Here is a 21,241-nt window from a genome sequence, read left to right on the forward strand (position 1 = left end):
TTACGTCCCCATCCTTTCAAAGTCCAGCTTGTCCGCCATTTCTGTCTGCCTTGTGGGAAACAGGTGGGCGTAGCGGTAGGTAATGTCGATACTCTCATGCCCTACCCGGTCAGCGATTGCCAGGGCGGTAAAGCCCATATCAATCAGCAGGGAAATGTGCGAATGTCGGAGGTCGTGAATCCTGATCCGCTTCACTCCCGCCGCTTTCGCACCCCTGTCCATTTCATGGTGGAGATAGTGTTTGCTGACAGGGAAAATCCGTTCATCCGCCCCGGCGCTGTAAAACATCTTTAAGTAGTCCTCCATCTCTCCACAGAGGAATTTGGGCATCTTAATGACACGGTTGCTTTTTTTCGTCTTGGGGGTGGTGATCACGTCCTCGCCCTTGAGCCGCTGATAGGATTTGCTGATGGACACTGTCCCCGCCTCAAAGTCGAAGTCAGACGGGGTGAGGGCCAGCAGTTCCCCCTCCCGGATACCGCACCAGTAGAGCATTTCAAAGGCATAGTAGGAGAGGGGTTTGTCCATCATGGCGTCGGCAAATTTCAGATACTCATCCTTCGTCCAGAACAGCATTTCACGCCGTTCCTCCACACCCATGTTCCCGGCCTTGGCCGCAGGATTGACCTGGAGGCCATAATAGCGAACAGCATGGTTAAAGAGGGCGCTCAACTGATTGTGGACGGTTTTGAGATAGGTAGGGGAATAGGGCTTTCCTTTGGCGTCCGTCAACCCCCGGATTGTGTTCTGCCAATCCATCACGTCCTTGGCGGTGATTTCCGACAACTTCCGCTTTCCAAAATACGGCAGGATTTTCTTTTGGATGATACTCTCTTTTGTCAGCCAGGTGTTCAGCTTCAGCTTGGGCTTCATGTCCTTCTCATAGAGCTGGGCGAAACTCTCAAAGGTCATATTTACGTCGGCCTGCTTCTGCATAAGGAACTCCCGCTCCCACGCCTGGGCCTCCTTTTTGGTGGCAAAGCCACGCTTTAACTTCTGCTGGCGCTCTCCTTTCCAGTCCGTATAGCGGAACTGGACGTACCAAGTGCCGTTGGCCTTGTTCTTAAACGCTGCCATAGGTTAATCACTCCTTTCACTCTGACCCCTTGTGCCATAAAATTTTTCGTGGAAGAATTTGCGGTCGATTCGGCCTGAAATGGTAATACAGCCCGTCTTTTTCAACTCCGCATTCATGGAACGAATCAGCTTATAGGCATAGGGGACAGAAACCCCTAATTCCTCCGCTACCTCGTCCACCCGCATGAACATGGTGCTTGCCATTGTGCGCTCACCTCCTTTCACGGCTCGAAAACTAAGCCTTTATGCTTAATCTATTATAACTAAGCAAATTTGCTTTGTCAAGTGGCTTGCGGAATAATTTTTAACTTTTTTGTTTAAGATACTCTTGACTGTTACTAAGCGAATATGTTATACTACTTTCGACAGAAACCACCAGATAGGAGTTGGCATTTATGGCAATAGGAGAGCGCATCCATTTTTTCCGCACCCTCCGGGGTATGACACAGAAGTATCTTGGTATGGCGGTGGGCTTTCCAGAGCGTTCCGCCGATGTTCGTCTGGCACAGTACGAAACAGGCACCCGGACGCCGAAGGCCGACTTGACCGCTGCCCTGGCGCATACATTAGATGTATCGCCCCAGGCGTTGAGCGTCCCGGACATAGACAACTACATAGGTTTGGCCCATACGCTGTTCGCCTTGGAGGATATTTACAGTCTGAAAGTGATAGAGGTGGATGGACGTGCCTGCCTGCAAGCAGATATTTTCCAGGGAGGCCGTCAAGCCAGTGAGCTGAACAAAATCTTGATTGCGTGGCGGGAACAGGCGGCGAAGTTGGAGGCCGGGGAGATCACCAAGGAGGACTATGACCGCTGGCGGTACAACTACCCCAAGTATGACACCACCCAGCGGTGGGCCAAAGTCCCCTCGAAGGAATTAAGCGATGCTCTGATAAAGGGATTGAAGAAACAGAGAAAAGACAAATAGCAAAAAAGGTCTTGCCGACTGGTGAAAGTCAGCAAGACCTTTTTCTTAGGATATGGAGGATTTACCCGCAAGCCACCCGCTATACGGGAGTGAACAAAGTAAATTCGGTTTTGGTATCTGCTATCAATTTGCTATCAAATGCCCCGTTTACGCTTTAAGACTCCAGTGTTTTCAAGGCTTTGCGGGTTTTGTCAGTTATTCCCACTCGTTGTTGGGCATCATATTTAACGGATTTTGCTTCATAAATTTGATACCTCATTTTTTTGATTATTTGATGTGTCCATATTATCCAGCCCTATACGATGGGCTGTTATCAAATTGTTATCGGTGGTGATAACGGGGGGTAGCAGGGTTGTTGTTTTCTCTGGTGGTTTACAACTACATTTTACCACGAAAGGCAGGGAAATGCAATAACCATCCTTGCTGTGGCGTATCAAGGAATCTTACTGAACATATGGCGCACCTTATCCAAACGGCTGTTTGGACGGCGGGGCTGGATGACCGGCTGGCCGACAGCGGCCTGATACCCTTTTAGCTCTGTAAGGCATACGCTCTGCCCGTTGGTGTAAAAGGCCAGATCAGTACGGTATGCCTGTATGCAGCGGACGGGAATCTCGCCAGTAAAGACAACTTCATCCTTTTTTACCTGGGCCGTTTCAATGGTGGCACAGTATTTCGGTGCATCATGATAAGCCCTGGAAAGATATTCCCGGGGCGCATAGAGGGTGAAGGAGAGATAAGGTTCCAGCAGTTGCGTCCCTGATTCCTTCAATGCCTGTTCCAATACAATCGGGGCCAATGAGCGGAAGTCCGCCGGCGTGCTGACCGGACTGTAATAAAGCCCGTATTCAAAGCAAATCTTACAGTCCGTTACGTTCCAGCCGAACAAGCCCTGCTCCAGCCCGTAACGGATACCATCCCTGACAGCGTTTTGAAAACTCTGGTTCAAGTATCCCAGCGAAACCCGGCTCTCGTATTGTACACCGGAGCCAAGCGGGAGTGGTGTAACAGACAGTCCGATGGATGCCCAAAACGGGTTGGGCGGCACCTCGATATGGATGGTGTGGCTGGCTGCTTTGAGCGGCCGCTCTAAATAAATGACGGTGGGTTCCTTCACCGCTGTTTCAATCTTGTACTTTTCCGCCAGCAAAGCGGAAACAACCTCCAACTGCACCCGGCCCAAAAAAGAAAGAATGATCTCATGGGTGATGGAATCCACCTCGTAGCGCAAAAGCGGGTCAGTATCCGCAATCTGCGTAAGAGCGTCCAGCAGCCGTTCTCTTTGCGCTGCCGTTTTCGGCGCAATCGTCGTCCGCAGCATGGGGAGGGGGTCCTCACGCCACCTTTTACGAGGGAGCCGGGTTGGGTCCCCTAATACATCGTTTAACCTCACGCTGTCGCTGGGAAGGATAACAATTTCACCCGGATAAGCGGTGTCTGTCCGAACAATTTCCCCTTTGGATGGAATACGCATCTCTGTGATTTTCAGCTTTTCTCTCCCGGCCAGGGCCACCGTATCCCGCAGGCGCAGCGTTCCGCTGTATAGCCGTAGATAGACACGCCGCTGGCCGCAATCTGTATACTCCACCTTGAAAACGCTGCCGCATAGGGCGGCGCTCCCCTGTTCCCCAATCGGTTGGAACAGCCCTGTCACCGCATCCATCAACGGTTGAATGCCAAGGCCCTTTTTGGCGCTGCCATAATAGACCGGGAACAGGGAGGCGTCTTGAACCCGCCGCTGTTCCTCCCGCACAAGTTTTTCCCGGCTGATTGGTTCTCCTGCGATATACTTTTCCAATAATTCATCGTTATTTTCGATGACCGCATCCCATGCTTCTATGTCGGTATTTTCCTCCAGGACTATTTCCGGGGACAGCGACACCGTCTGCTTGATGATAATATCGGCGGAGAGCTTATCCCGAACAGACTGAACCACGCTCTGCAAATCAACGCCAGCCTGGTCGATCTTGTTGATAAAGATAACGGTGGGAATGTTCATTTTCCGCAGGGCATGGAACAGAATACGGGTCTGGGCCTGCACGCCATCTTTAGCGGAGATCACCAAGATGGCCCCATCTAAAACAGCCAAAGAGCGGTACACCTCCGCCAAAAAATCCATGTGGCCGGGCGTATCCACAATGTTGACTTTACATCTGTGCCACTGGAAGGAAGTGACTGCCGCTTGAATGGTAATCCCACGCTGCCGCTCCAAAAACATGGTGTCCGTCCTCGTTGTCCCTTTTTCGACGCTCCCCGGTTCTGAAATGGCTCCGCTGGCATATAGCAGGCTCTCCGTCAAGGTCGTCTTTCCAGCGTCTACATGGGCAAGAATTCCAATATTGATAATGTTCATGTCTATCCTCCATACAAGGCCCGAATGGGCGCAAAAATCCCCAGCGGCTAATACTTTTACCGCTGGGGATCATGACTTCGGATACACAGAAACATACACGACTTACATAAGCCGCGGTCCGTCACGATATTTACTAAAAAGGCAAAAGTATTCTTAAAATTGGGTACAAAAACCAAGCCCCTGCAAGGGGCAATCATTTTTGCGCCCATTATCAAATTTTATTTAAGAATACCTTGCCGCATATTTGATAGACTCCTCAAATCAGGATAATAGCAGTATAGCATAGCACACTCTAAAATGCAAGAAGTTTTTACCCGCTGTCCCAAATAAATCAGGAGGGCATTCACCGGGACACCCTCCGATTTGGGGCCTCATGCGCAAATAATTTCTGTGTCCACGATTTCCGCCGCACACGCCCGAATATTGTTAGTCCCTCTGCAACTCATACCACAGACCGTTGCCCTCGTCAAAGATGTACTTTTCCATGAAATTACCTCCATTTTTTGTGATTATCGTGCGCCTACCCTTATTTTTGACCTTGCACCCCATTTCTGCTCCTTTTCGACCTGTTCCTGCTGGTAAGCTGCCTCCAGTATCCTGTCCGCCTGTTCCGGGCCAATGGCCCGTCTGACCCGCTCATAGTCCCTGACTTGCCCTTTCAAGCCGTCCCTCTCGGCACAAACCTCATAAATCCTGGCTGACAGGGAGCCGTTCTTACTGACCTCACGATCATAGGCGCTCTGCAACCGCTCAAACTTGCTCTTGAGGTCGAAGTAGGCCCGGTAGACGGAGCGCAGCACCTTGACGATCTTCTCCCAAAGGGGCTTGGCCTTTTTCTCCCGGTAGGACTTGGCCGATTCCAGCGGCCCCGCCTCCGGCAGCGTCCGCTCCGGGTCGTCGGAGAAGTCCGCCGCCAGTTTCTCCATGCCCTTGAGCAAGGGCGCTACATCGTCCAGCTTAGCCCTGGCCTGGGCCGCTTTCTTCTCAGCTGATGCTGCCTCCTTATTCTTTTTGTCGGCCTCAACCTGGGCCAGCGCCGACACCTCTTGAAGCTGTGCAAGCCGTTCCTGCTCACGCTCCGTCTTGAACTGCGTAACAGTCAAATGTTCTTCGGAACTACCACGTTCCCCACGCTCTACATCGTCATAGCCAGCGGAGCGCATATGCTCAAAGAAATCATCTTGCAGGACACTGTACGACTTTCGTAGAACGGGTTTGCCCTTAGCTGTGCGTAACGGCTCCCCGGTAGTTTCGTCCAGAATGGGCTTGGACGCCCACTTCTTGCTCATGCTCACCTGCATGATCGTTTCCTTGACCTTGCCCACCAGGGACTTGTCCTTGCACCGCTTTGTCCAGCGTATCTCCTTCTCCACTACCGGGATATAAACCACATGGAGGTGGTAGTGGTACACGTCCTCCCCCAGCGCCTCGGACATGGCCCGGTTGCGCTCGTCAGCGTGCATGACCGCCGACAAAATATACTGCTCTCCGCCCACGATTTTGATTGCGGCTTTATAGGCTTCGGTGTAAAATTGTTTTGCGAAGTCATACCCGCCGTGATTGTAGAAGTAAGCGGAGTTTACATCAAAGACCAACTCACCGTATCGAAAGGCATCCTCCTTGATGCCACGGGTGGAGATCACGCCGTCGGCCTCCATTTGAGCAAACATCTCCCGATACCCGGCAGACGGGGTTTTGAAATGGACATTGAGCGGCGTCCGCTCCAGTACAATGTCCTGATTGACATAGGAATCCTTCTCACGCTCGTTGTGCTGCTGGGTGTTACCGATCTTGGTTTCGGTCAGCCTCATATTTCTTGCGTTGGTACGGTCAATACCGTCGCCTCTCGCCATAGGCAAAAATCCTCCTGTTTCAGATGTTGGGTTGTTGAAAGAGGACGGGGGTTCGGGGGAGGCACTTCCTGCAGGAAGTGTAATAACCCACTATGACACTTTCATCCCTTCGGTCTGCAAAGTGTCGTGGGCTCTCCGAGGGGGTGTGGGGGCTTTGCCCCCGGCAACTGCGGTTGCCTCCCCCAGCAGGGCCGCCCTTTGAAAAGGGCACCCTGCACCCCGCCTAAACTTTGCTGCTCCCCGTGACAGCCGTGACGACCGTGACGATGTTTCAGACACCGCCGCCACTCTCAAAAAAGCCGTCACAGCCGTCACGGTCGTCACGCCTGGGACGGTTCCAGCGTCAGGCTGATACTTCTCCCGGCGTGGCTCCTGCTGTTCTCATAGCGGATGTGGTAGTCTATCAGCAGCTTCCCGGCCCGGACGTTTAGCCGCATCGCCAGGGCGTTGGGCTTCATGTCGGTCTGGAGCGCCGCTACCAGCTCGGTGGCCGTACCACCCCAGGTCGGCTTCTCCGCCGTCACAAGGGCGGCTATGGCCTCCAGCACCGGGTCGGGCGGCTCTGTCCATGCCTCCGTTTCCGTACGCTCCAGCGTCCATATCAGCCGTTCCTTGTCCCTGGTAAGATAGAATCGCTGGTCTTGCTGGTCACGCCCGGCCACGTCCAGAACGGCGCTGCCGTCTGTCCGCTTCTCCTTTTGAAGAAGAAAGGCCCCGTCCGCCGCTCCCAGCAGACCGTTGGTGCCGGAGATCATATCGAATTTGTCATCTGCCTGTTGCTTTCGAGTGTGGTGTACCAGCAGGAGGCAGACGCCGCAATCATCGGCAAGGCGTTTCAGCTTACCCACCACCTCGTAATCGTTGGCGTAGCTGTACTTATCCCCACCAGCCTCCCGGATTTTCTGGAGGGTGTCAATGATAATCAGCTTGGTGTTCGGGTGTTCCCGGACGAACTTCTTTAGCTGTTCCTCCAGGCCAACGCCAAGCTGTTTGGCGTAGACCGCAAAGAGCAGATTGTCGGTGCCCTCTGTGCCGAACATTCGGTATAGCCGCCCCTGCAAGCGGCGGTGGTCGTCCTCCAACGCCAGATAGAGGACAGTCCCCTTGTGGACAGGGTAGCCCCACAGGGGGAGGCCCATGCTGACATGGTAGGCAAGCTGGGCCATCAGGAACGACTTGCCCACCTTGGGCGCTCCCGCAAAGAGGTACGTCCCAGGGTAGAGCAGACCGTCTATTACGGGCGGTCTGCTCTGGTAGATGTTCTGGTAAAGGTCGTTCATGGAAACTGTGTGGAGGTAGGCTGGGTCGTTCATGCGCCGCATATCCCGGAGCATTTCCTCTAAATCTTTCTCTTGGGGGTTGTTTTCAGCCGTTTCCTCTGCTATACTTTGGGTAGTTGTTTGAGAATTGGGCTGTTCCCCGTCTGCGCCAACAGACGGAACCGGGACAGTCCTTTTCGTTTCTCTGGAATCCATCAATCTATCAATCCTCCTTCATGCCGCCCAGCGTCACTGAGATAAGGTCAATGGTGGCGAGAAGTTCATCCCCCACGTCGCCCCCGGCCTCAATGCGCCGCAGTTCCCCCAGGACGGCGGCGAGTTGGTCACGCAGGGCCTTGTAGACCCTGGGATTGCCCTGCACCACCACGGCCCGGTCTAAGAGCCGCCGGGTGATGTAGTCCTGCTTCGTCAGGCCAGAGAGCCGCACAGCGGCGTCAATCTGCTTGTTTTCCTCCGGGGATACCCGGAAGGCCACGGTCTTGTTCCTCCAGCGGTTGTGAGTGTCCAAATTCTTAGCTGACATTACGCTCCCATCCTTTCAAAGTCCAATTTGTCTGCCATTTCCGTCTGCTTGGACGGAAACAGGTGGGCATAGCGATAGGTGATCTCGATACTCTCATGCCCCACACGGTCAGCAATCGCCACAGCGGAGAAGCCCATGTCAATCAGAAGTGAGATGTGCGAATGCCGGAGGTCGTGGATTCTGATACGCTTGACCCCTGCCGACTTCGCCCCTCTGTCCATCTCATGGTGGAGATAGCTTTTCGTGATGGTGAAAATGCGCTCCTTCTTCTTGATACCGTAGAGCATCCCCAGGTAATCCTTCATCTCGTCACAGAGGAAGTTGGGCATTTTAATGGTGCGGTTGCTTTTCTTCGTCTTTGGCGTGGTAATGACGTCCTTGCCGTGGAGCCGCTGATAGGACTTGCTGATTTTCACCGTCCCGGCCTCAAAGTCAAAGTCTGCCGGGGTCAGGGCCAGCAGTTCCCCCTCCCGAATACCACACCAGTAGAGCATTTCAAAGGCGTAGTAGGAAACGGGCTTGTCCATCATGGCATCTGCAAACTTCTGGTACTCCGCTTTCGTCCAGAACAGCATTTCCTTCCGTTCCTCTGACCCCATGTTCCCAGCCTTGGCGGCGGGATTGGAGCGCAGCTCATAGAAGCGGACAGCGTGATTGAAGATGGCGCTAAGCTGGTTGTGCAGGGTTTTGAGGTAGGTAGCCGAGTAGGGCTTGCGCTTCTCGTCCCGGTAGGCCAGCAACTCGTTCTGCCATGCGATCACGTCCTTGGTGGTGATCTCGCTAATCTTCCGCTTGCCAAAGTAGGGCAGAATTTTCTTCTGGATGATGTTCTCCTTGGTCAGCCAGGTGTTCTCCTTGAGCCGGGGTTTCATATCCTTGGTGTAAAGCTCGGTAAAGGCTTCAAAGGTCATATCCAGGTCGCCGGAGGTCTGCATCTGGAAACTGCGCTCCCACTCCTGGGCCTCCCGTTTGGTGGCAAAGCCACGCTTGCACTTCTGTTTGCGCTCCCCCGTCCAGTCCTGATACCGCACCATGACGTACCATGTTCCTCTTGCTTCGTCCTTAAAGACTGGCATTTAGTTCCCTTCCTTTCTGGCCCCGTAGAGCCGTTCGTTGAAATACTGGCGGTTGACCCGCCCTGCGATGGTGATGAAGCCCTTGTCCTTCAATTCTTCGTTGAGCTGCCGGATGAGTTTATAGGCGTAGGGCTTCGATACACCCAGCTCGTCCGCAACTTCTTCCGCCCGGATGAATCTGTTCTCCATATGGATTCCTCCTTTCTTTTGATTTAACGCTATTTGCTTAACGTAGTCCTATTATACTAACTCTATTCCGTTATGTCAAGACCTTCCAACGAGAAAATATAAACAAATTTATTTATTTTTCTCTTGACTGGTCTAAACATATCTGTTATACTTCAAGTGTCCCCATTACATAGATTGGAGTTGGCAGTTATGGCGATTGGTGAACGTATTCGTTTCTTCCGCAACATGAAGGGCATCACACAGAAGTATCTTGGCATGGTGGTGGGTTTCCCGGAACGCTCCGCCGATGTGCGTATGGCACAGTATGAAACCGGGAGCCGCACCCCCAAGGCCGACCTGACAAAGACCCTGGCTGACTTCTTTGATATTTCCCCTGATGCCCTGACCGTCCCTGACATAGATACCGACATCGGCCTGATGCACACCCTCTTTGCTTTGGAGGATATTCGGGGGCTGACTATTGGGGAGATTGACGGCGAGGTTTGTCTGCGTCTGGACAAATCCAAAGGCAAGACCTATGCCAATATGCTTGATATGCTGTCCGCCTGGGCGGAGCAGGCCAAGAAGCTGGAGGCCGGGGAGATCACCAGGGAGGACTATGACCGCTGGCGGTACAACTACCCCAAGTACGACACCACCCTGCGGTGGGCAAAAGTTCCCTCACAGGAATTGAGTGATTTCCTGGTGGATGCACTCAAAGATAGCCCCGATACTGATGAATAGACAGCAAAAGCCCTTACCGACGTTGCCATCGGTAAGGGCTTTCTAATATGGTTGTCCTCACTTATAAGCCGCAAAAGAACATTCTTTACCCGCAATCCACTGGGGATACAGAATGATACGGCCTATGGGGAGCGTTATCAAATCGTTATCAAAAGAGAGATATAAAACCGCAAAATCGTTGTGCCGCAACGGGTTCGGAGTTTCAAAAACTCACTCCCACTCTATTGTGGCGGGGGGTTTGGACGTGATGTCGTAGCAGATGCGGTTGATGCCCTGGACCTCGTTGACAATACGGGTGGAGATCTTATCCAGCACGTCGTAGGGGATGCGGGCCCAGTCGGCGGTCATAAAGTCGCTGGTGGTGACGGCGCGGAGGGCCAGGGTGTAGTCGTAGGTCCGTCCGTCGCCCATGACACCCACGCTGCGGGTATTGGTGAGAACCGCGAAATACTGGTTCATATTCTTGTCCTCGCCGGCCTTGGCGATCTCGTCCCGGAAGATGAAATCGGCTTCCCGCAGGGTATCCGCCTTCTCCTTGGTGATCTCGCCGATAATGCGGATGGCAAGACCGGGGCCAGGGAAGGGCTGGCGGGTGACCAGGTACTCGGGCAGGCCCAGCTCCCGGCCCAGCTGACGGACCTCGTCCTTGAACAGCAGGCGCAGGGGCTCGATGATCTCCTTGAAGTCCACATAGTCGGGCAGGCCGCCCACGTTGTGGTGGCTCTTGATGACGGCGGCGTCGCCGGCGCCGGACTCGATGACGTCGGGGTAGATGGTGCCCTGGGCCAGGAAATCCACCGTGCCGATCTTCTTGGCTTCCTCCTCGAAGACCCGGATGAACTCCTCGCCGATGATTTTCCGCTTGCGCTCAGGCTCGGAGACTCCGGCCAGCTTGCCCAGGAAACGGGCCTCGGCATCCACCCGGATAAAGTTGATGTCCCACTTGTCGAAAGCGGCCTCCACCTCGTCGCCTTCATTCAGGCGCATGAGGCCGTGGTCCACGAAGACGCAGGTGAGCTGACGGCCCACAGCCTCGGCCAGCAGGGCGGCCACCACGGAGGAGTCCACGCCGCCGGACAGGGCCAGCAGCACCTTGCCGTCTCCCACCTTTTCCCGGACGGCGGCGATGGCAGTCTTCTTATAGTCCTCCATGGTCCAGTCGCCCTTGGCGCCGCAGACTTCATAGAGGAAGTTGCGGATCATCTTGATGCCGTTCTCGGTGTGGTTGACCTCGGGGTGGTACTGGACGCCGTAGAAGCCCCGGGCCTCGTCGGCAATGGCCACGTTGGGACAGGCGTCGGAGTGGGCGGTGAGTGCAAAGCCCTCGGGGACCTTCGCCATATAGTCGCCGTGGCTCATCCAAGAGATTCCCTGGTCGGGCAGGCCCTTGAACAGCTTGCAGGCGGTATCATAGTAAGTGACGGTCTTGCCGTACTCCCGGGCGGAGTCATCCTGGGCCTCGGTGACCTGGCCGCCCAGAGTGTGGGCCATAAGCTGGCAGCCGTAGCAAATACCCAGAATGGGCACACCCCAGGTGAAGATCTCCGGGTCCACATGGGGAGAGCTCTCCAGGTAGACGGAATTGGGACCGCCGGTAAAGATGATGCCGATGGGGTCCATGGCCTTCAGTTCCGCCAGGGGGGTGGTGTAGGGCTTGACCTCGCAGTACACACTGCACTCGCGGACCCGGCGGGCGATGAGCTGGTTATACTGGCCGCCGAAGTCCAGCACGATGACAGTCTGGTGGGACATAAACGCATCCTTCCTCTCTCGTAAAATAGGATTTAACCAACATTTAACCCGCTTTCCCTTGTTCTCCCCAAAACACCGGAGTATGATGGGGACAGAAAACAAGGAAAGGAGGCTTGATCGTATGACGAACACGAATTGGAGCAGTCTGGCCGACCTGGAAGACCTGATTTATGAGAATCAAAACGTCGTGGCCAGCGAGCGGTGATCCAAATTGAATTGGGACAAGGAACCACACCGGAGGGTGTGGGTTTTTTGTTGTTCAGGGCGTTTCCGGCAGGACATACATTCCCTTTTCCATATCCAGGCGGGCAAAGGCCGTATACCACACCCCAGTAGACAGCCGCTTCCCACCGAAGGAGACACGGTACTGCCCGTCAGGGAGCTTGCCATACTGCGAAAGGACCATGCGTGCCTGAACAGTACCCCCCGGCGCCAGTTCCAGACCCACACCGGCAGTGGCGAATGGCTCACAGGGAACCGTATACCATACCCCATCCAGCAAGATATCCAGACTGCCATGGACAATCAACTCCCTGTTGCCGTCCACACTAGCTCCGCTGTCCAAGGTGAAACCGCTGTTGTTGACAAAGGTCATCCGGAGCTGTTGACCTGTCAAGGCCAGAGACAGTTCCAGACCCGGGTCTGTATTGCGCTCCTCCGCCGGAGTCAGGTCTTCCGCCTTCAGCTCCACCGGGCGGGAGGTAAACCAAATGAACCCTCCCAGTCCGATCAGGAACAAAACCAGGAACAGGACGACTCCGCCCCATTGTTTTAGCCACTGTTTCATTTCACGCACCTCCAAAATTCTTTCATCCGTCAAGACGGAAAGGATGGATGGAAGTTGCGCAGAAACTGTTTTTTCGTATCCCCGCCGCTCTTGGAGCGGCGGGGATTCCTAGTCTCAGATCTTGGTGATGTCGATGGGCTCCAGTTCCTCGGAGCGGCTCTGCTGGCGGACGGTGAGCAGGGCCCGGGCGGTATCGATGGCGGTGACACAGCCCACGCCGTGCTCCACGGCGGAGCGGCGGATCTTGAAGCCGTCGGTGTCGTGCTTGCGGCCCCGGGTGGGGGTGTTGATGATCAGGTCCACGGTGCCGGAGGCGATCATGTCCAGGATATTGGGGTGAGCCTGGGACACGCGGTTGACCCGCTTGCACTCGATGCCCGCCTCGTTGAGGATGTCGCAGGTGCCGGAGGTGGCGAAGAGCTCGATGCCCATCTCCTCAAAGCCCCGGGCGATGGAGATGATCTCCCGCTTGTCCTCGTCTTTCACGGTGATGATGATACGGCCGCCCCGCTTGGGAGCCCGCATGTTGGACCCCTTGAAGGCCTTCAGCAGGGCCTGGGGGAAGGTCTCGGCAATGCCCAGCACCTCGCCGGTAGACTTCATCTCGGGGCCAAGGCCGGTATCCACGTCGGTCAGCTTCTCGAAGGAGAAGACAGGGGCCTTGACGGCGAAGTAGTCAGCCTCCTTGTAGATGCCGGTACCGTACTCCAGGTCCTTCAGCTTCTGACCCAACATGACCTTGGTGGCCAAATCGATGATGGGCACGCCGGTGACTTTGGAGATATATGGGATGGTGCGAGAGGAACGGGGATTGACCTCAATGACGTAGATGTCGTCATCGTAGAGGATATACTGGGCGTTGATCAGGCCGATGACGCCCAGGTGCTTGGCCATGTTCTTGGTATGCTGGAGGATCAGGTCGCGGTGCTTCTGCTCCAGGTGGAGCGGGGGATAGACGGCGATGGAGTCGCCGGAGTGGACGCCGGCCCGCTCCACATGCTCCATGATGCCGGGGATGAGGATGTCCTCTCCGTCGAAGACGCCGTCCACCTCCAGCTCCCGGCCCATGAGGTACTTATCCACCAGGACGGGGTGCTCCTGGACGGTCATGTTGATGATGCGCATGAACTCCTCAATGTTCCGGTCAGAGTAGGCGATCTCCATGCCCTGTCCGCCCAGGACGTAGGAGGGCCGGACCAGCACGGGGTAACCCAGCTCGTGGGCGGCGGCCAGAGCCTCCTCGGTGGTATAGATGGTGCGGCCCTTGGCGCGGGGGATGTGGCACTTCTCCAAGATCTCGTCGAAGCGCTCCCGGTCCTCGGCGGCGTCCACGCCGTCGGAGGAGGTGCCCAGGATCCGCACGCCCATGTCGGTGAGGGCCTTGGCCAGCTTGATGGCGGTCTGGCCGCCGAACTGGACCACGGCGCCCCAGGGCTTCTCCTGCTCCACGATGTTCTGAACGTCCTCGGCGGTCAGGGGCTCGAAGTACAGCTTGTCGGCCACGTCGAAGTCAGTGGAGACGGTCTCCGGGTTGTTGTTGACGATGATGGTCTCATAGCCCATGCGCTTGAAGGCCCAGACGGAGTGGACGGAGCAGTAGTCAAACTCGATGCCCTGGCCGATACGGATGGGGCCGGAGCCCAGGACCAGCACTTTCTTCTTGCCGGTATCGGACTCCACCGCCTCGTTCTCTCCGTCATAGGAGGAGTAATAGTAGGGGGTCTCGGCGTCGAACTCGGCGGCGCAGGTATCCACCATCTTGAAGGAGGGGATGATGCCGTAGCGTTCCCGCAGGGCCTTGACCTCGGCCTGCTTCATGCCGCAGAGGTTGCCGATATAGCTGTCGGCGAAGCACATCTCCTTGGCCCGCTTCAGGGTGTCGGCATCGGGCTCGCCCTTGCAGCGCTTCAGCTCCTCCTCCATGTCGATGATCCGCTTGAAGCCGTCCAGGAACCAGATGTCCATTTTGGTGATGTGGTTGATCTTCTGGGGGGAGAACCCGCGGCGCAGGGCCTCGGCCACCACGAACAGCCGCTCGTCGGTGACGTTGACCAGCAGGTCCTCGATCTCGTCGGTGTACAGCCCCTCCAGCTTGTCCAGCTTCAAAGCCCGGACATTCAGTTCCAGGGAGCGGATGGCCTTCATCAGGGCGCCCTCGAAGGAGTTGGCGATGGCCATGACCTCGCCGGTGGCCTTCATCTGGGTGCCCAGGGTACGGCTGGCGGTGGTGAACTTGTCGAAGGGCAGGCGGGGGATCTTCAGCACGCAGTAGTCGATGGTGGGCTCGAAACAGGCGGTGGTCTTGCCGGTCACCGCGTTGGGGATCTCGTCCAGGGTATAGCCCAGGGCGATCTTGGCGGCCACCTTGGCGATGGGGTAGCCGGTGGCCTTGGAGGCCAGGGCGGAAGAACGGGACACACGGGGGTTGACCTCGATGACCGCGTACTCGTAGGAGTCGGGGTTCAGGGCGAACTGGCAGTTACAGCCGCCCTCGATCTCCAGGGCGGAGATGATATCCAGTGCGGCGGAACGGAGCATCTGGAACTCCCGGTTGGCCAGGGTCTGGGTGGGGGCTACCACAATGGAGTCGCCGGTATGGACGCCCACAGGGTCGATGTTCTCCATGGAACAGACCTGGATCACGTTGCCGGCGGAGTCCCGCATGACCTCGAACTCGATTTCCTTCCAGCCGGCGATACACCGCTCGATCAGGACCTGGCCCACTCGGGAGAGGTTGATGCCCCGGTCGGAAATCTCCTCCAGGGAAGCCCGGTCATAGGCGATGCCGCCACCGGTGCCGCCCAGGGTGTAGGCGGGACGGACGATGACGGGATAGCCGATCTCCTCGGCAAAGGCCACGGCATCGGGCACGCTCTCCACCACCTTGGAGGTGACGCAGGGCTGGCCGATGGACTCCATGCAGTCCTTGAAGCCCTGGCGGTCCTCCGCCTTGCGGATGGAGTCGGGGCTGGTGCCCAGCAGCTTGACGCCGTACTTCTCCAGGGTGCCGTCCTCGTACAGGGCCATGGCCAGGTTCAGGCCGGTCTGGCCGCCCAGGGTGGGCAGGATGGAGTCGGGGCGCTCCATCTCAATGACCTGGGTCACGGAGGGGATATTCAGCGGCTCGATATAGACGTGGTCGGCGATGTCCTTGTCGGTCATGATGGTGGCGGGGTTGGAGTTGACCAGCACCACCTCGATGCCCTCTTCCTTCAGGGCGCGGCAGGCCTGGGTGCCGGCGTAGTCGAACTCGGCGGCCTGGCCGATGACGATGGGGCCGGAGCCCAGGACAAGGACTTTTTTGATATTGGGATTCTTAGGCATTACTTGTCACCTCCCATAGACGCGACGAAGCGGTCAAACAGGTACTCGGTATCCCGGGGACCGGCGTTGGCCTCGGGGTGGAACTGGGTGGTAAAGCAGTTGGGCCGCTTGTAGCGCAGGCCCTCACAGGTGCCGTCGTTGACGTTCACGTGGCTGACCTCGGCCACGCTGGGGTCCACGGAGTCGGACAGCACCATATAGCCGTGGTTCTGGCTGGTGATGAATACCCGGCCCTCCGCGATGTCCCGCACCGGGTGGTTGCCGCCCCGGTGGCCGTAGGCCAGGCGTCCGGTCTTGGCTCCGGTGGCCAGGGCCAGCAGCTGGTGGCCCAGGCAGACGCCGAACATGGGGATGGTGCTCTCATAGAGCTTTTTCAGCTCGGCGATGATGGCCACGTTTTCGGCGGGGTCGCCGGGGCCGTTGGACAGCATCACGCCGTCAAAGCCGCCGGTGAGAATGGTCTCGGCTGGGGTGCTGGCGGGGAACACCGTGACCTTGCAGCCCCGGCGGCGCAGGCACTCGATCATGTTCTGCTTCACGCCGTAGTCCAACATGGCCACATGGTGGCGCTGCTCGCCGCAGGCCTCAAAGGTCTGGGGTTCCTTCCGGGTGACCTTTTCCACGGTATTCTCCACCTTGTAGGCCTTCAGCTTCTCCAACACCTCGGCAACATTAAAATGCTCCGCACAGGTGAGCATACCATTCATGCTCCCCTGACTGCGGAGTATTTTGGTCAGCGCGCGGGTATCCACGCCCTCGATGCCGGTAATGTCGTGCTGCTTCAGGAAATTGTTCAGGGTATCCTCACAGCGGAAATTGCTGCCCCGGGGGGACAGGTGGCGGACCACAAAAGCCTCCACCCAGGGGCGGTCGGACTCATTGTCCTCACTGTTCACGCCATAATTGCCGATGAGGGGATAGGACATGACCACGCCCTGTCCCGCGTAGGAGGGGTCGGTCAAGATCTCCTGATAGCCGGTCATGGAGGTGTTGAACACCATCTCACAGATCCGGTCGGAGGTGCTGCCGATGCTGGTGCCGGAAAAAATGCTTCCGTTGGCCAGAATCAAGGTCGCTTTCATCAATTCTCACACGCCTTCCGTTCCAGTTCTCAGTTGCTCCATAACATGTGCAAACCGTTTCAAGATATTGTATCGAAAAAACCGTGCTTTTGCAAGATGTCGAATCCCCTTTTTCCATATAATTTTCTTCGAAATATTTGGGCAGTTCGTGGGGATAAGTTCTTGCGCCCCGGGCACACTGTAACGGAGCGGAATTCTTCCGCCCCCACCACCGGACCGAGGTGATCTGTTTGTTTACCGGACTTGTCCGAACCATGATCCTATACATCCTCATCATCGCAGGCATCCGCCTTATGGGGAAACGGCAGGTGGGGGAGCTGGAGCCTTCCGAGCTGGTGCTCTCCCTCATCATCGCCGACCTGGCCTCGGTGCCCATGCAGGACTACGGCATCCCCCTGCTCACCGGCGTCATCCCCATCCTCACCCTGCTGTCCGTGACCATGATCCTCTCGATACTCACCACCAAGAGCGTCCGGTTCCGGGCCGTCCTCTGCGGCCGGCCCAGTATCATCATCCAGAACGGCCTGGTGGATCAGAAAGAGATGTCCCGGAACCGGCTGACGGTGGACGAACTGCTGGAGGAGCTGCGGTGCAAGGGCTACACCGACCCCGCCATGGTGAAGTACGCCATTCTGGAGACCAACGGCCAGCTCTCCGTCCTCCCCTACGCCAACCAAAAGCCCCCCACCGCCCGACAGCTGAAAGTCTCCGTGGAGGAGGCGGGCCTGCCCCTGGTGGTGGTCAGCGACGGGCGGCTGCTGGAGCGCAACCTCACCGCCCTGGGCTATGACCGCCGGTGGCTGGACAAGCGGCTGGAGGAACGGGGGTGCGCCGGCCCGGAGGAGGTCTTTCTCCTGCTGGTGGACGAGAGCGGGGCCATCTATCTGGCCCGAAAAGACATGGGTATGTAAGGAGGCAGCGCCATGAAACGGCTTTGGATCGCCGCCGCCCTGATGGCGGCCATGCTGGCCGGGAGCCTGGCCAACGCCTGGTATGCCCAGGCTCTGTGCGACGGGCTGAACCAGAAGCTGGCGCTGGCTCGGGAGCTGGCTCAGGCGGAGGCGTGGGACCGGGCGGAGGAGCTCACCCGGGAGGTCTACCAGGTCTGGCAGGATCACCACTTCTACCTCCACACCGTCATGCGCCATTCAGACACCGACTCCATCCTGCGGTCCTTCCGGTCCGTGCTCCAGTACCTGAAGCTGGAGGAGATGGACCAGTACGCCGCCGCCAACGCCGACCTGATGGCCCAGATCGAGCTGCTGGCCGAGATGGAGCAGGCCAGCGTGGTCAATGTTCTGTGACCGGACAAATTCTCCTTGACTTCCCGCCCATTCGACGGTATAACACTATGCGGGCGTTCTTTCATGCTCTGATACAGTCGAAGGCGGGATCCAATCGTGAAAAAGGAATATCTTCTGGCCGGCATGGCCATTTTGTTTTGGGGTTCCTCCGCTTCCGTGAGTTCCCTGATGATCAGTTCCCTGTCCACCATCTCCGTGGTCTTTTTCGGCAGTCTCACCGCGGCGCTCTTTCTCTTTTTACTCTGTTTGTGCACCGGACGGCTCAAGCTTTTTCGCTCCCTGTCCCTGCATGAACTGGCCCACCTGGCCCTTCTGGGGCTGCTGGGGATGCTGGCGGTCAATCTTTTCTACTATAACGGCCTGAGCCACCTGAAAGCACAACAGGCCTTCATCATCAATTACCTCTGGCCCATTCTGATTGTCCTGTTCTCCTGCCTGCTGCTGGGAGCCCGCATGACGGCGCAAAAGGGGCTGGCCCTGGCCCTCTCCTTCTTCGGCGTGGTCATGGTGGCCACCGAGGGGCACTTCACCGGACTGGGACAGATCAGCATGGCAGGCGTCCTGTTCTGCGTGGCGGACGCGGTCTGCTACGCGCTCTTTTCTGTTCTGAACGTCAAGGTCACCTGCGACAAATTCGTCGCCATGACCGTCTACTATTCTGCCAGCACTCTGGCCGCCCTCCCCCTCCTGCTGACGTCAGGCCCGGTCCCCGCCCTCTCCCTCCCCCAAATGGGCGTGCTGCTCTGGATCGGCGTGTTCGTCAATGGACTGGGCTACACCACCTGGGCCATGGCCATGGACATCGGAGACACGGCCAAGCTGTCCAATCTGGCCTACCTGACCCCCTTCGTCTCCCTGGTCTACATCTTTCTCCTGCTCCATGAGCCCATCAGCTGGGCCTCCTTCGCCGGACTGTTCTTCATCGTCTCCGGTGTGCTGGTCCAGCTTCTCAAGGGTCCCCTCCCTCTGGTTTCCTACCGGCACTCCCACTAAATCTTTCTGATGATCATAAGACCGCGTGAGGCCGCCTTGTCCGCGACCCCACACGGTCTTTTTTCGCCCTTCGCAGCGAGAAACCGGGTCCGGCGGGGACATTCCCGCCGGACCCGGTTGAAACAGATTCCGTTTTACTCCACCGTGACGCTCTTGGCCAGATTTCTGGGCTTATCGATGTCGCAGCCCCGCATCAAGGCCACATAGTAGGCGAAGAGCTGGAGGGGCACCACGCCCAGAGAGGGCAGCAGCAGGTCGTGGGTGTCCGGGATGGTCATGACTGCGTTGGCGGTTTTTGCCATCTCCGACCTGTGGCTCTCGGTGGTCAGGGCCAGCACGTCAGCTCCCCGGGACTTCACCTCCACCACGTTGCTCATGGCCTTCTCAAAGAGCTTGCCGTAGGTGCCCAGCGCCACCACCAGGGTGCCGTCCTCGATGAGGCTGATGGTACCGTGCTTCAGCTCGCCGGAGGCGTAGGCCTCGGAGTGGATATAGGAGATCTCCTTCAGCTTCAGGGAGCCCTCCAGCCCCAGGGCATAGTCCACGTTGCGGCCGATGAAGAACACGCTGTTGTGGTTAAAATACTGGGAGGCAAAATACTGGATGTCGTCCCGGTCGGCCAGAACAGCCTCCATCTTGCCGGGCAGGCGGAGCATCTCCTCCAGCGCCTCCCGGTACTCCGCCTCGCCGATGGTGCCCAGGACGCGGGCGAAATAGAGGGCCAGCAGGTCGATGACCGCCATCTGGGTGGAGTAGGCCTTAGTGGTGGCTACGGCGATCTCCGGTCCCGCCCAGGTGTACAGCACCACGTCGGACTCCCGAGCGATGGAGCTACCCACCACGTTGACGATGGACAGTACCTTGGCCCCCAGCCGCTTGGCCTCCCGCAGGGCGGCCATGGTATCCAGAGTCTCCCCCGACTGGCTGATGGCCACCACCAGGGTATTTTCGTCCACAATGGGGTCCATGTACCGGAACTCCGAGGCCAGAGCCACCTCCACGGGCTTCCGGGTCAGCCGCTCCAGGTTGTACTTGCCCACCATGCCCACGTGGTAGCTGGAGCCGCAGGCCACGATGTAGACCTTGCGGATGTTCCGGATGTAGTCCTCCGTCAGGCCGAAATCCTCAAAGCAGACCGCCCCGTCCTTGATACGGGGGAAAATGGCCCGCCGCAGCGCCTCGGGCTGCTCCATGATCTCCTTGAACATGAAGTGCTCATAGCCGCCCTTCTCCGCCGCGTCGATCTCCCAGTCCACATGGGTGATTTCCTTCTCGATGGGCTGCATCAGGTGGTTGTAGCACTGGATGCCGTCCCGGGTGAGAACGGCCACCTCGCCGTCCTCCATATAACCCACGTTTCTGGTGTGCTTGATGATGGCGGTAACGTCACTGGCCAGGAAATTGCACCCGTCCCCATAGCCCAGGATCAGCGGGCTGTCCTTCCGGACGGCCACCAGCCGGTCCGGCGCGTCGGCGCAGAGGATGCCCAGGGCGTAGGCTCCCTGGATGCGGCGGAGCACCCGTCCCACGGCCTCCAGGATGTCCCCCTCGTAGAAATACTCGATGAGCTGGGCCACCACCTCGGTGTCCGTCTCGGAGGTGAAGACCACCCCTTTGTCCTCCAGGAAGGCCTTCAGCTCGGCGTAGTTTTCGATGATGCCGTTATGGACCACCGCAATCTTGCCGTTCTGGCTCACCTGGGGGTGGGAGTTGACGTCGCTGGGTGCCCCATGGGTGGCCCAGCGGGTATGGCCGATGCCCACGGTACCGTCCAGCGCCGCGCCCCCCTGGAGCATGTCGGACAGCACCTGCAGCCGTCCCTTGGCCTTGTGGACAGACAGGGCCTCCGCCCGCTCCGAATAGACGGCCACACCGGCGGAATCATACCCCCGGTACTCCAATCGCGCCAGACCGTCCAACAGCACGGGAGCCGCCTGCTCCCTGCCGATATAGCCAACGATTCCACACATATGAAATTGTTCCTCCTGATTTGATC

The 21,241-nt window shown here is 57.4% G+C and carries 18 protein-coding genes; 5 read left to right on the top strand and 13 right to left on the bottom strand.

Translation table 11 applies throughout. The annotated features are described in order from the left end of the window. Complete coding sequence (locus I6E42_RS00435) at positions 1-1,077, bottom strand: site-specific integrase (protein WP_235369728.1); 1,077 nt, start codon at positions 1,075-1,077, stop codon at positions 1-3. A 3-nt stretch (positions 1,078-1,080) separates the two neighbouring features. Beyond that, the gene (locus I6E42_RS00440; RefSeq protein ID WP_033524007.1) at positions 1,081-1,281 is read right to left on the bottom strand and encodes a MerR family transcriptional regulator; all 201 of its coding nucleotides are present in this window, start codon (positions 1,279-1,281) and stop codon (positions 1,081-1,083) included. A gap of 191 nt (positions 1,282-1,472) precedes the next feature. On the opposite strand from I6E42_RS00440, the gene I6E42_RS00445 reads away from it, so the two are divergent. Continuing rightward, positions 1,473-2,006 carry a helix-turn-helix domain-containing protein gene (locus tag I6E42_RS00445; protein ID WP_235369729.1) on the top strand — a complete coding sequence of 178 codons (534 nt, stop codon included), beginning with the start codon at positions 1,473-1,475 and terminating at the stop codon, positions 2,004-2,006. A gap of 433 nt (positions 2,007-2,439) precedes the next feature. On the opposite strand, the gene tet(W) is transcribed toward I6E42_RS00445, so the two are convergent. The 6 genes from tet(W) to I6E42_RS00475 form a co-directional block, all read right to left on the bottom strand. Next, on the bottom strand, positions 2,440-4,359 hold the full coding sequence (tet(W), locus tag I6E42_RS00450; RefSeq protein ID WP_235369730.1) for a tetracycline resistance ribosomal protection protein Tet(W): 1,920 nt from the start codon (positions 4,357-4,359) through the stop codon (positions 2,440-2,442). A gap of 509 nt (positions 4,360-4,868) precedes the next feature. Beyond that, entirely contained in the window at positions 4,869-6,212 is a 1,344-nt protein-coding gene (locus I6E42_RS00455; RefSeq protein WP_036376036.1) for a plasmid recombination protein, read from the bottom strand. Positions 6,213-6,532: 320 nt separating this feature from the next. Beyond that, entirely contained in the window at positions 6,533-7,687 is a 1,155-nt protein-coding gene (locus I6E42_RS00460; RefSeq protein WP_031583915.1) for a helicase RepA family protein, read from the bottom strand. A 7-nt stretch (positions 7,688-7,694) separates the two neighbouring features. Beyond that, positions 7,695-8,015: a plasmid mobilization protein gene (locus tag I6E42_RS00465; protein WP_019541684.1), complete on the bottom strand. Its 321-nt coding sequence runs from the start codon at positions 8,013-8,015 to the stop codon at positions 7,695-7,697. Then, positions 8,015-9,091, bottom strand: a complete 1,077-nt coding sequence (locus I6E42_RS00470; protein ID WP_019541685.1) for a site-specific integrase — start codon at positions 9,089-9,091, stop codon at positions 8,015-8,017. Before I6E42_RS00470 ends, I6E42_RS00465 begins: the two co-directional genes overlap by 1 nt. Then, positions 9,092-9,280, bottom strand: a complete 189-nt coding sequence (locus I6E42_RS00475) for a helix-turn-helix transcriptional regulator (protein WP_016412724.1) — start codon at positions 9,278-9,280, stop codon at positions 9,092-9,094. Positions 9,281-9,469: 189 nt separating this feature from the next. Here I6E42_RS00475 and I6E42_RS00480 point away from each other — a divergent pair, with 189 nt between their 5' ends. Then, positions 9,470-10,003 (top strand): helix-turn-helix domain-containing protein, encoded by a 534-nt coding sequence (locus tag I6E42_RS00480; RefSeq protein WP_019541686.1) that lies wholly within the window; start codon positions 9,470-9,472, stop codon positions 10,001-10,003. A 210-nt stretch (positions 10,004-10,213) separates the two neighbouring features. Here the strand turns inward: I6E42_RS00480 and guaA are convergent, their stop codons facing one another. From guaA to I6E42_RS00500, 4 genes are all read right to left on the bottom strand, one after another. Then, positions 10,214-11,755: a glutamine-hydrolyzing GMP synthase gene (guaA, locus tag I6E42_RS00485; RefSeq protein WP_235369731.1), complete on the bottom strand. Its 1,542-nt coding sequence runs from the start codon at positions 11,753-11,755 to the stop codon at positions 10,214-10,216. 259 nt (positions 11,756-12,014) lie between these two features. Beyond that, entirely contained in the window at positions 12,015-12,542 is a 528-nt protein-coding gene (locus I6E42_RS00490) for an immunoglobulin-like domain-containing protein (RefSeq protein ID WP_235369732.1), read from the bottom strand. Positions 12,543-12,656: 114 nt separating this feature from the next. Continuing rightward, positions 12,657-15,866, bottom strand: a complete 3,210-nt coding sequence (gene carB, locus I6E42_RS00495) for a carbamoyl-phosphate synthase large subunit (RefSeq protein ID WP_235369733.1) — start codon at positions 15,864-15,866, stop codon at positions 12,657-12,659. Further along, positions 15,866-16,948 (bottom strand): carbamoyl phosphate synthase small subunit, encoded by a 1,083-nt coding sequence (locus tag I6E42_RS00500; RefSeq protein WP_235369734.1) that lies wholly within the window; start codon positions 16,946-16,948, stop codon positions 15,866-15,868. The genes carB and I6E42_RS00500 overlap by 1 nt, the downstream gene beginning before the upstream one ends. 221 nt (positions 16,949-17,169) lie before the next feature. Between I6E42_RS00500 and I6E42_RS00505 the strand changes: the two genes are divergently transcribed. The 3 genes from I6E42_RS00505 (at position 17,170) to I6E42_RS00515 (ending at position 19,245) form a co-directional block, all read left to right on the top strand. Continuing rightward, the gene (locus I6E42_RS00505) at positions 17,170-17,859 is read left to right on the top strand and encodes a DUF421 domain-containing protein (RefSeq protein WP_412761276.1); all 690 of its coding nucleotides are present in this window, start codon (positions 17,170-17,172) and stop codon (positions 17,857-17,859) included. 12 nt (positions 17,860-17,871) lie between these two features. Beyond that, on the top strand, positions 17,872-18,252 hold the full coding sequence (locus I6E42_RS00510) for a DUF4363 family protein (protein ID WP_235369736.1): 381 nt from the start codon (positions 17,872-17,874) through the stop codon (positions 18,250-18,252). A 96-nt stretch (positions 18,253-18,348) separates the two neighbouring features. Continuing rightward, positions 18,349-19,245, top strand: coding sequence for a DMT family transporter (locus I6E42_RS00515; RefSeq protein ID WP_235369737.1), 897 nt, complete (start codon positions 18,349-18,351; stop codon positions 19,243-19,245). Positions 19,246-19,379: 134 nt separating this feature from the next. Here the strand turns inward: I6E42_RS00515 and glmS are convergent, their stop codons facing one another. After that, a complete protein-coding gene (gene glmS, locus I6E42_RS00520) occupies positions 19,380-21,215 on the bottom strand; it encodes a glutamine--fructose-6-phosphate transaminase (isomerizing) (protein WP_235369738.1) in 1,836 nt (611 codons plus the stop codon). Positions 21,216-21,241: the final 26 nt, after the last annotated feature.

It is taken from the genome of Pseudoflavonifractor phocaeensis, from assembly GCF_021531815.1.
GTDB lineage: Bacteria > Bacillota > Clostridia > Oscillospirales > Oscillospiraceae > Lawsonibacter > Lawsonibacter phocaeensis_A.

Bases quoted from the DNA above. Each gene is read 5' to 3' on its own strand.
- glmS (WP_235369738.1), bottom strand. From the start codon at position 21,215: ATGTGTGGAATCGTTGGCTATATCGGCAGGGAGCAGGCGGCTCCCGTG.
- I6E42_RS00445 (WP_235369729.1), top strand. From the start codon at position 1,473: ATGGCAATAGGAGAGCGCATCCATTTTTTCCGCACCCTCCGGGGTATG.
- I6E42_RS00435 (WP_235369728.1), bottom strand. From the start codon at position 1,077: ATGGCAGCGTTTAAGAACAAGGCCAACGGCACTTGGTACGTCCAGTTC.
- I6E42_RS00455 (WP_036376036.1), bottom strand. From the start codon at position 6,212: ATGGCGAGAGGCGACGGTATTGACCGTACCAACGCAAGAAATATGAGG.
- guaA (WP_235369731.1), bottom strand. From the start codon at position 11,755: ATGTCCCACCAGACTGTCATCGTGCTGGACTTCGGCGGCCAGTATAAC.
- I6E42_RS00480 (WP_019541686.1), top strand. From the start codon at position 9,470: ATGGCGATTGGTGAACGTATTCGTTTCTTCCGCAACATGAAGGGCATC.
- I6E42_RS00470 (WP_019541685.1), bottom strand. From the start codon at position 9,091: ATGCCAGTCTTTAAGGACGAAGCAAGAGGAACATGGTACGTCATGGTG.
- I6E42_RS00465 (WP_019541684.1), bottom strand. From the start codon at position 8,015: ATGTCAGCTAAGAATTTGGACACTCACAACCGCTGGAGGAACAAGACC.
- I6E42_RS00440 (WP_033524007.1), bottom strand. From the start codon at position 1,281: ATGGCAAGCACCATGTTCATGCGGGTGGACGAGGTAGCGGAGGAATTA.
- I6E42_RS00510 (WP_235369736.1), top strand. From the start codon at position 17,872: ATGAAACGGCTTTGGATCGCCGCCGCCCTGATGGCGGCCATGCTGGCC.
- I6E42_RS00500 (WP_235369734.1), bottom strand. From the start codon at position 16,948: ATGAAAGCGACCTTGATTCTGGCCAACGGAAGCATTTTTTCCGGCACC.
- carB (WP_235369733.1), bottom strand. From the start codon at position 15,866: ATGCCTAAGAATCCCAATATCAAAAAAGTCCTTGTCCTGGGCTCCGGC.
- I6E42_RS00490 (WP_235369732.1), bottom strand. From the start codon at position 12,542: ATGAAACAGTGGCTAAAACAATGGGGCGGAGTCGTCCTGTTCCTGGTT.
- I6E42_RS00475 (WP_016412724.1), bottom strand. From the start codon at position 9,280: ATGGAGAACAGATTCATCCGGGCGGAAGAAGTTGCGGACGAGCTGGGT.
- I6E42_RS00460 (WP_031583915.1), bottom strand. From the start codon at position 7,687: ATGGATTCCAGAGAAACGAAAAGGACTGTCCCGGTTCCGTCTGTTGGC.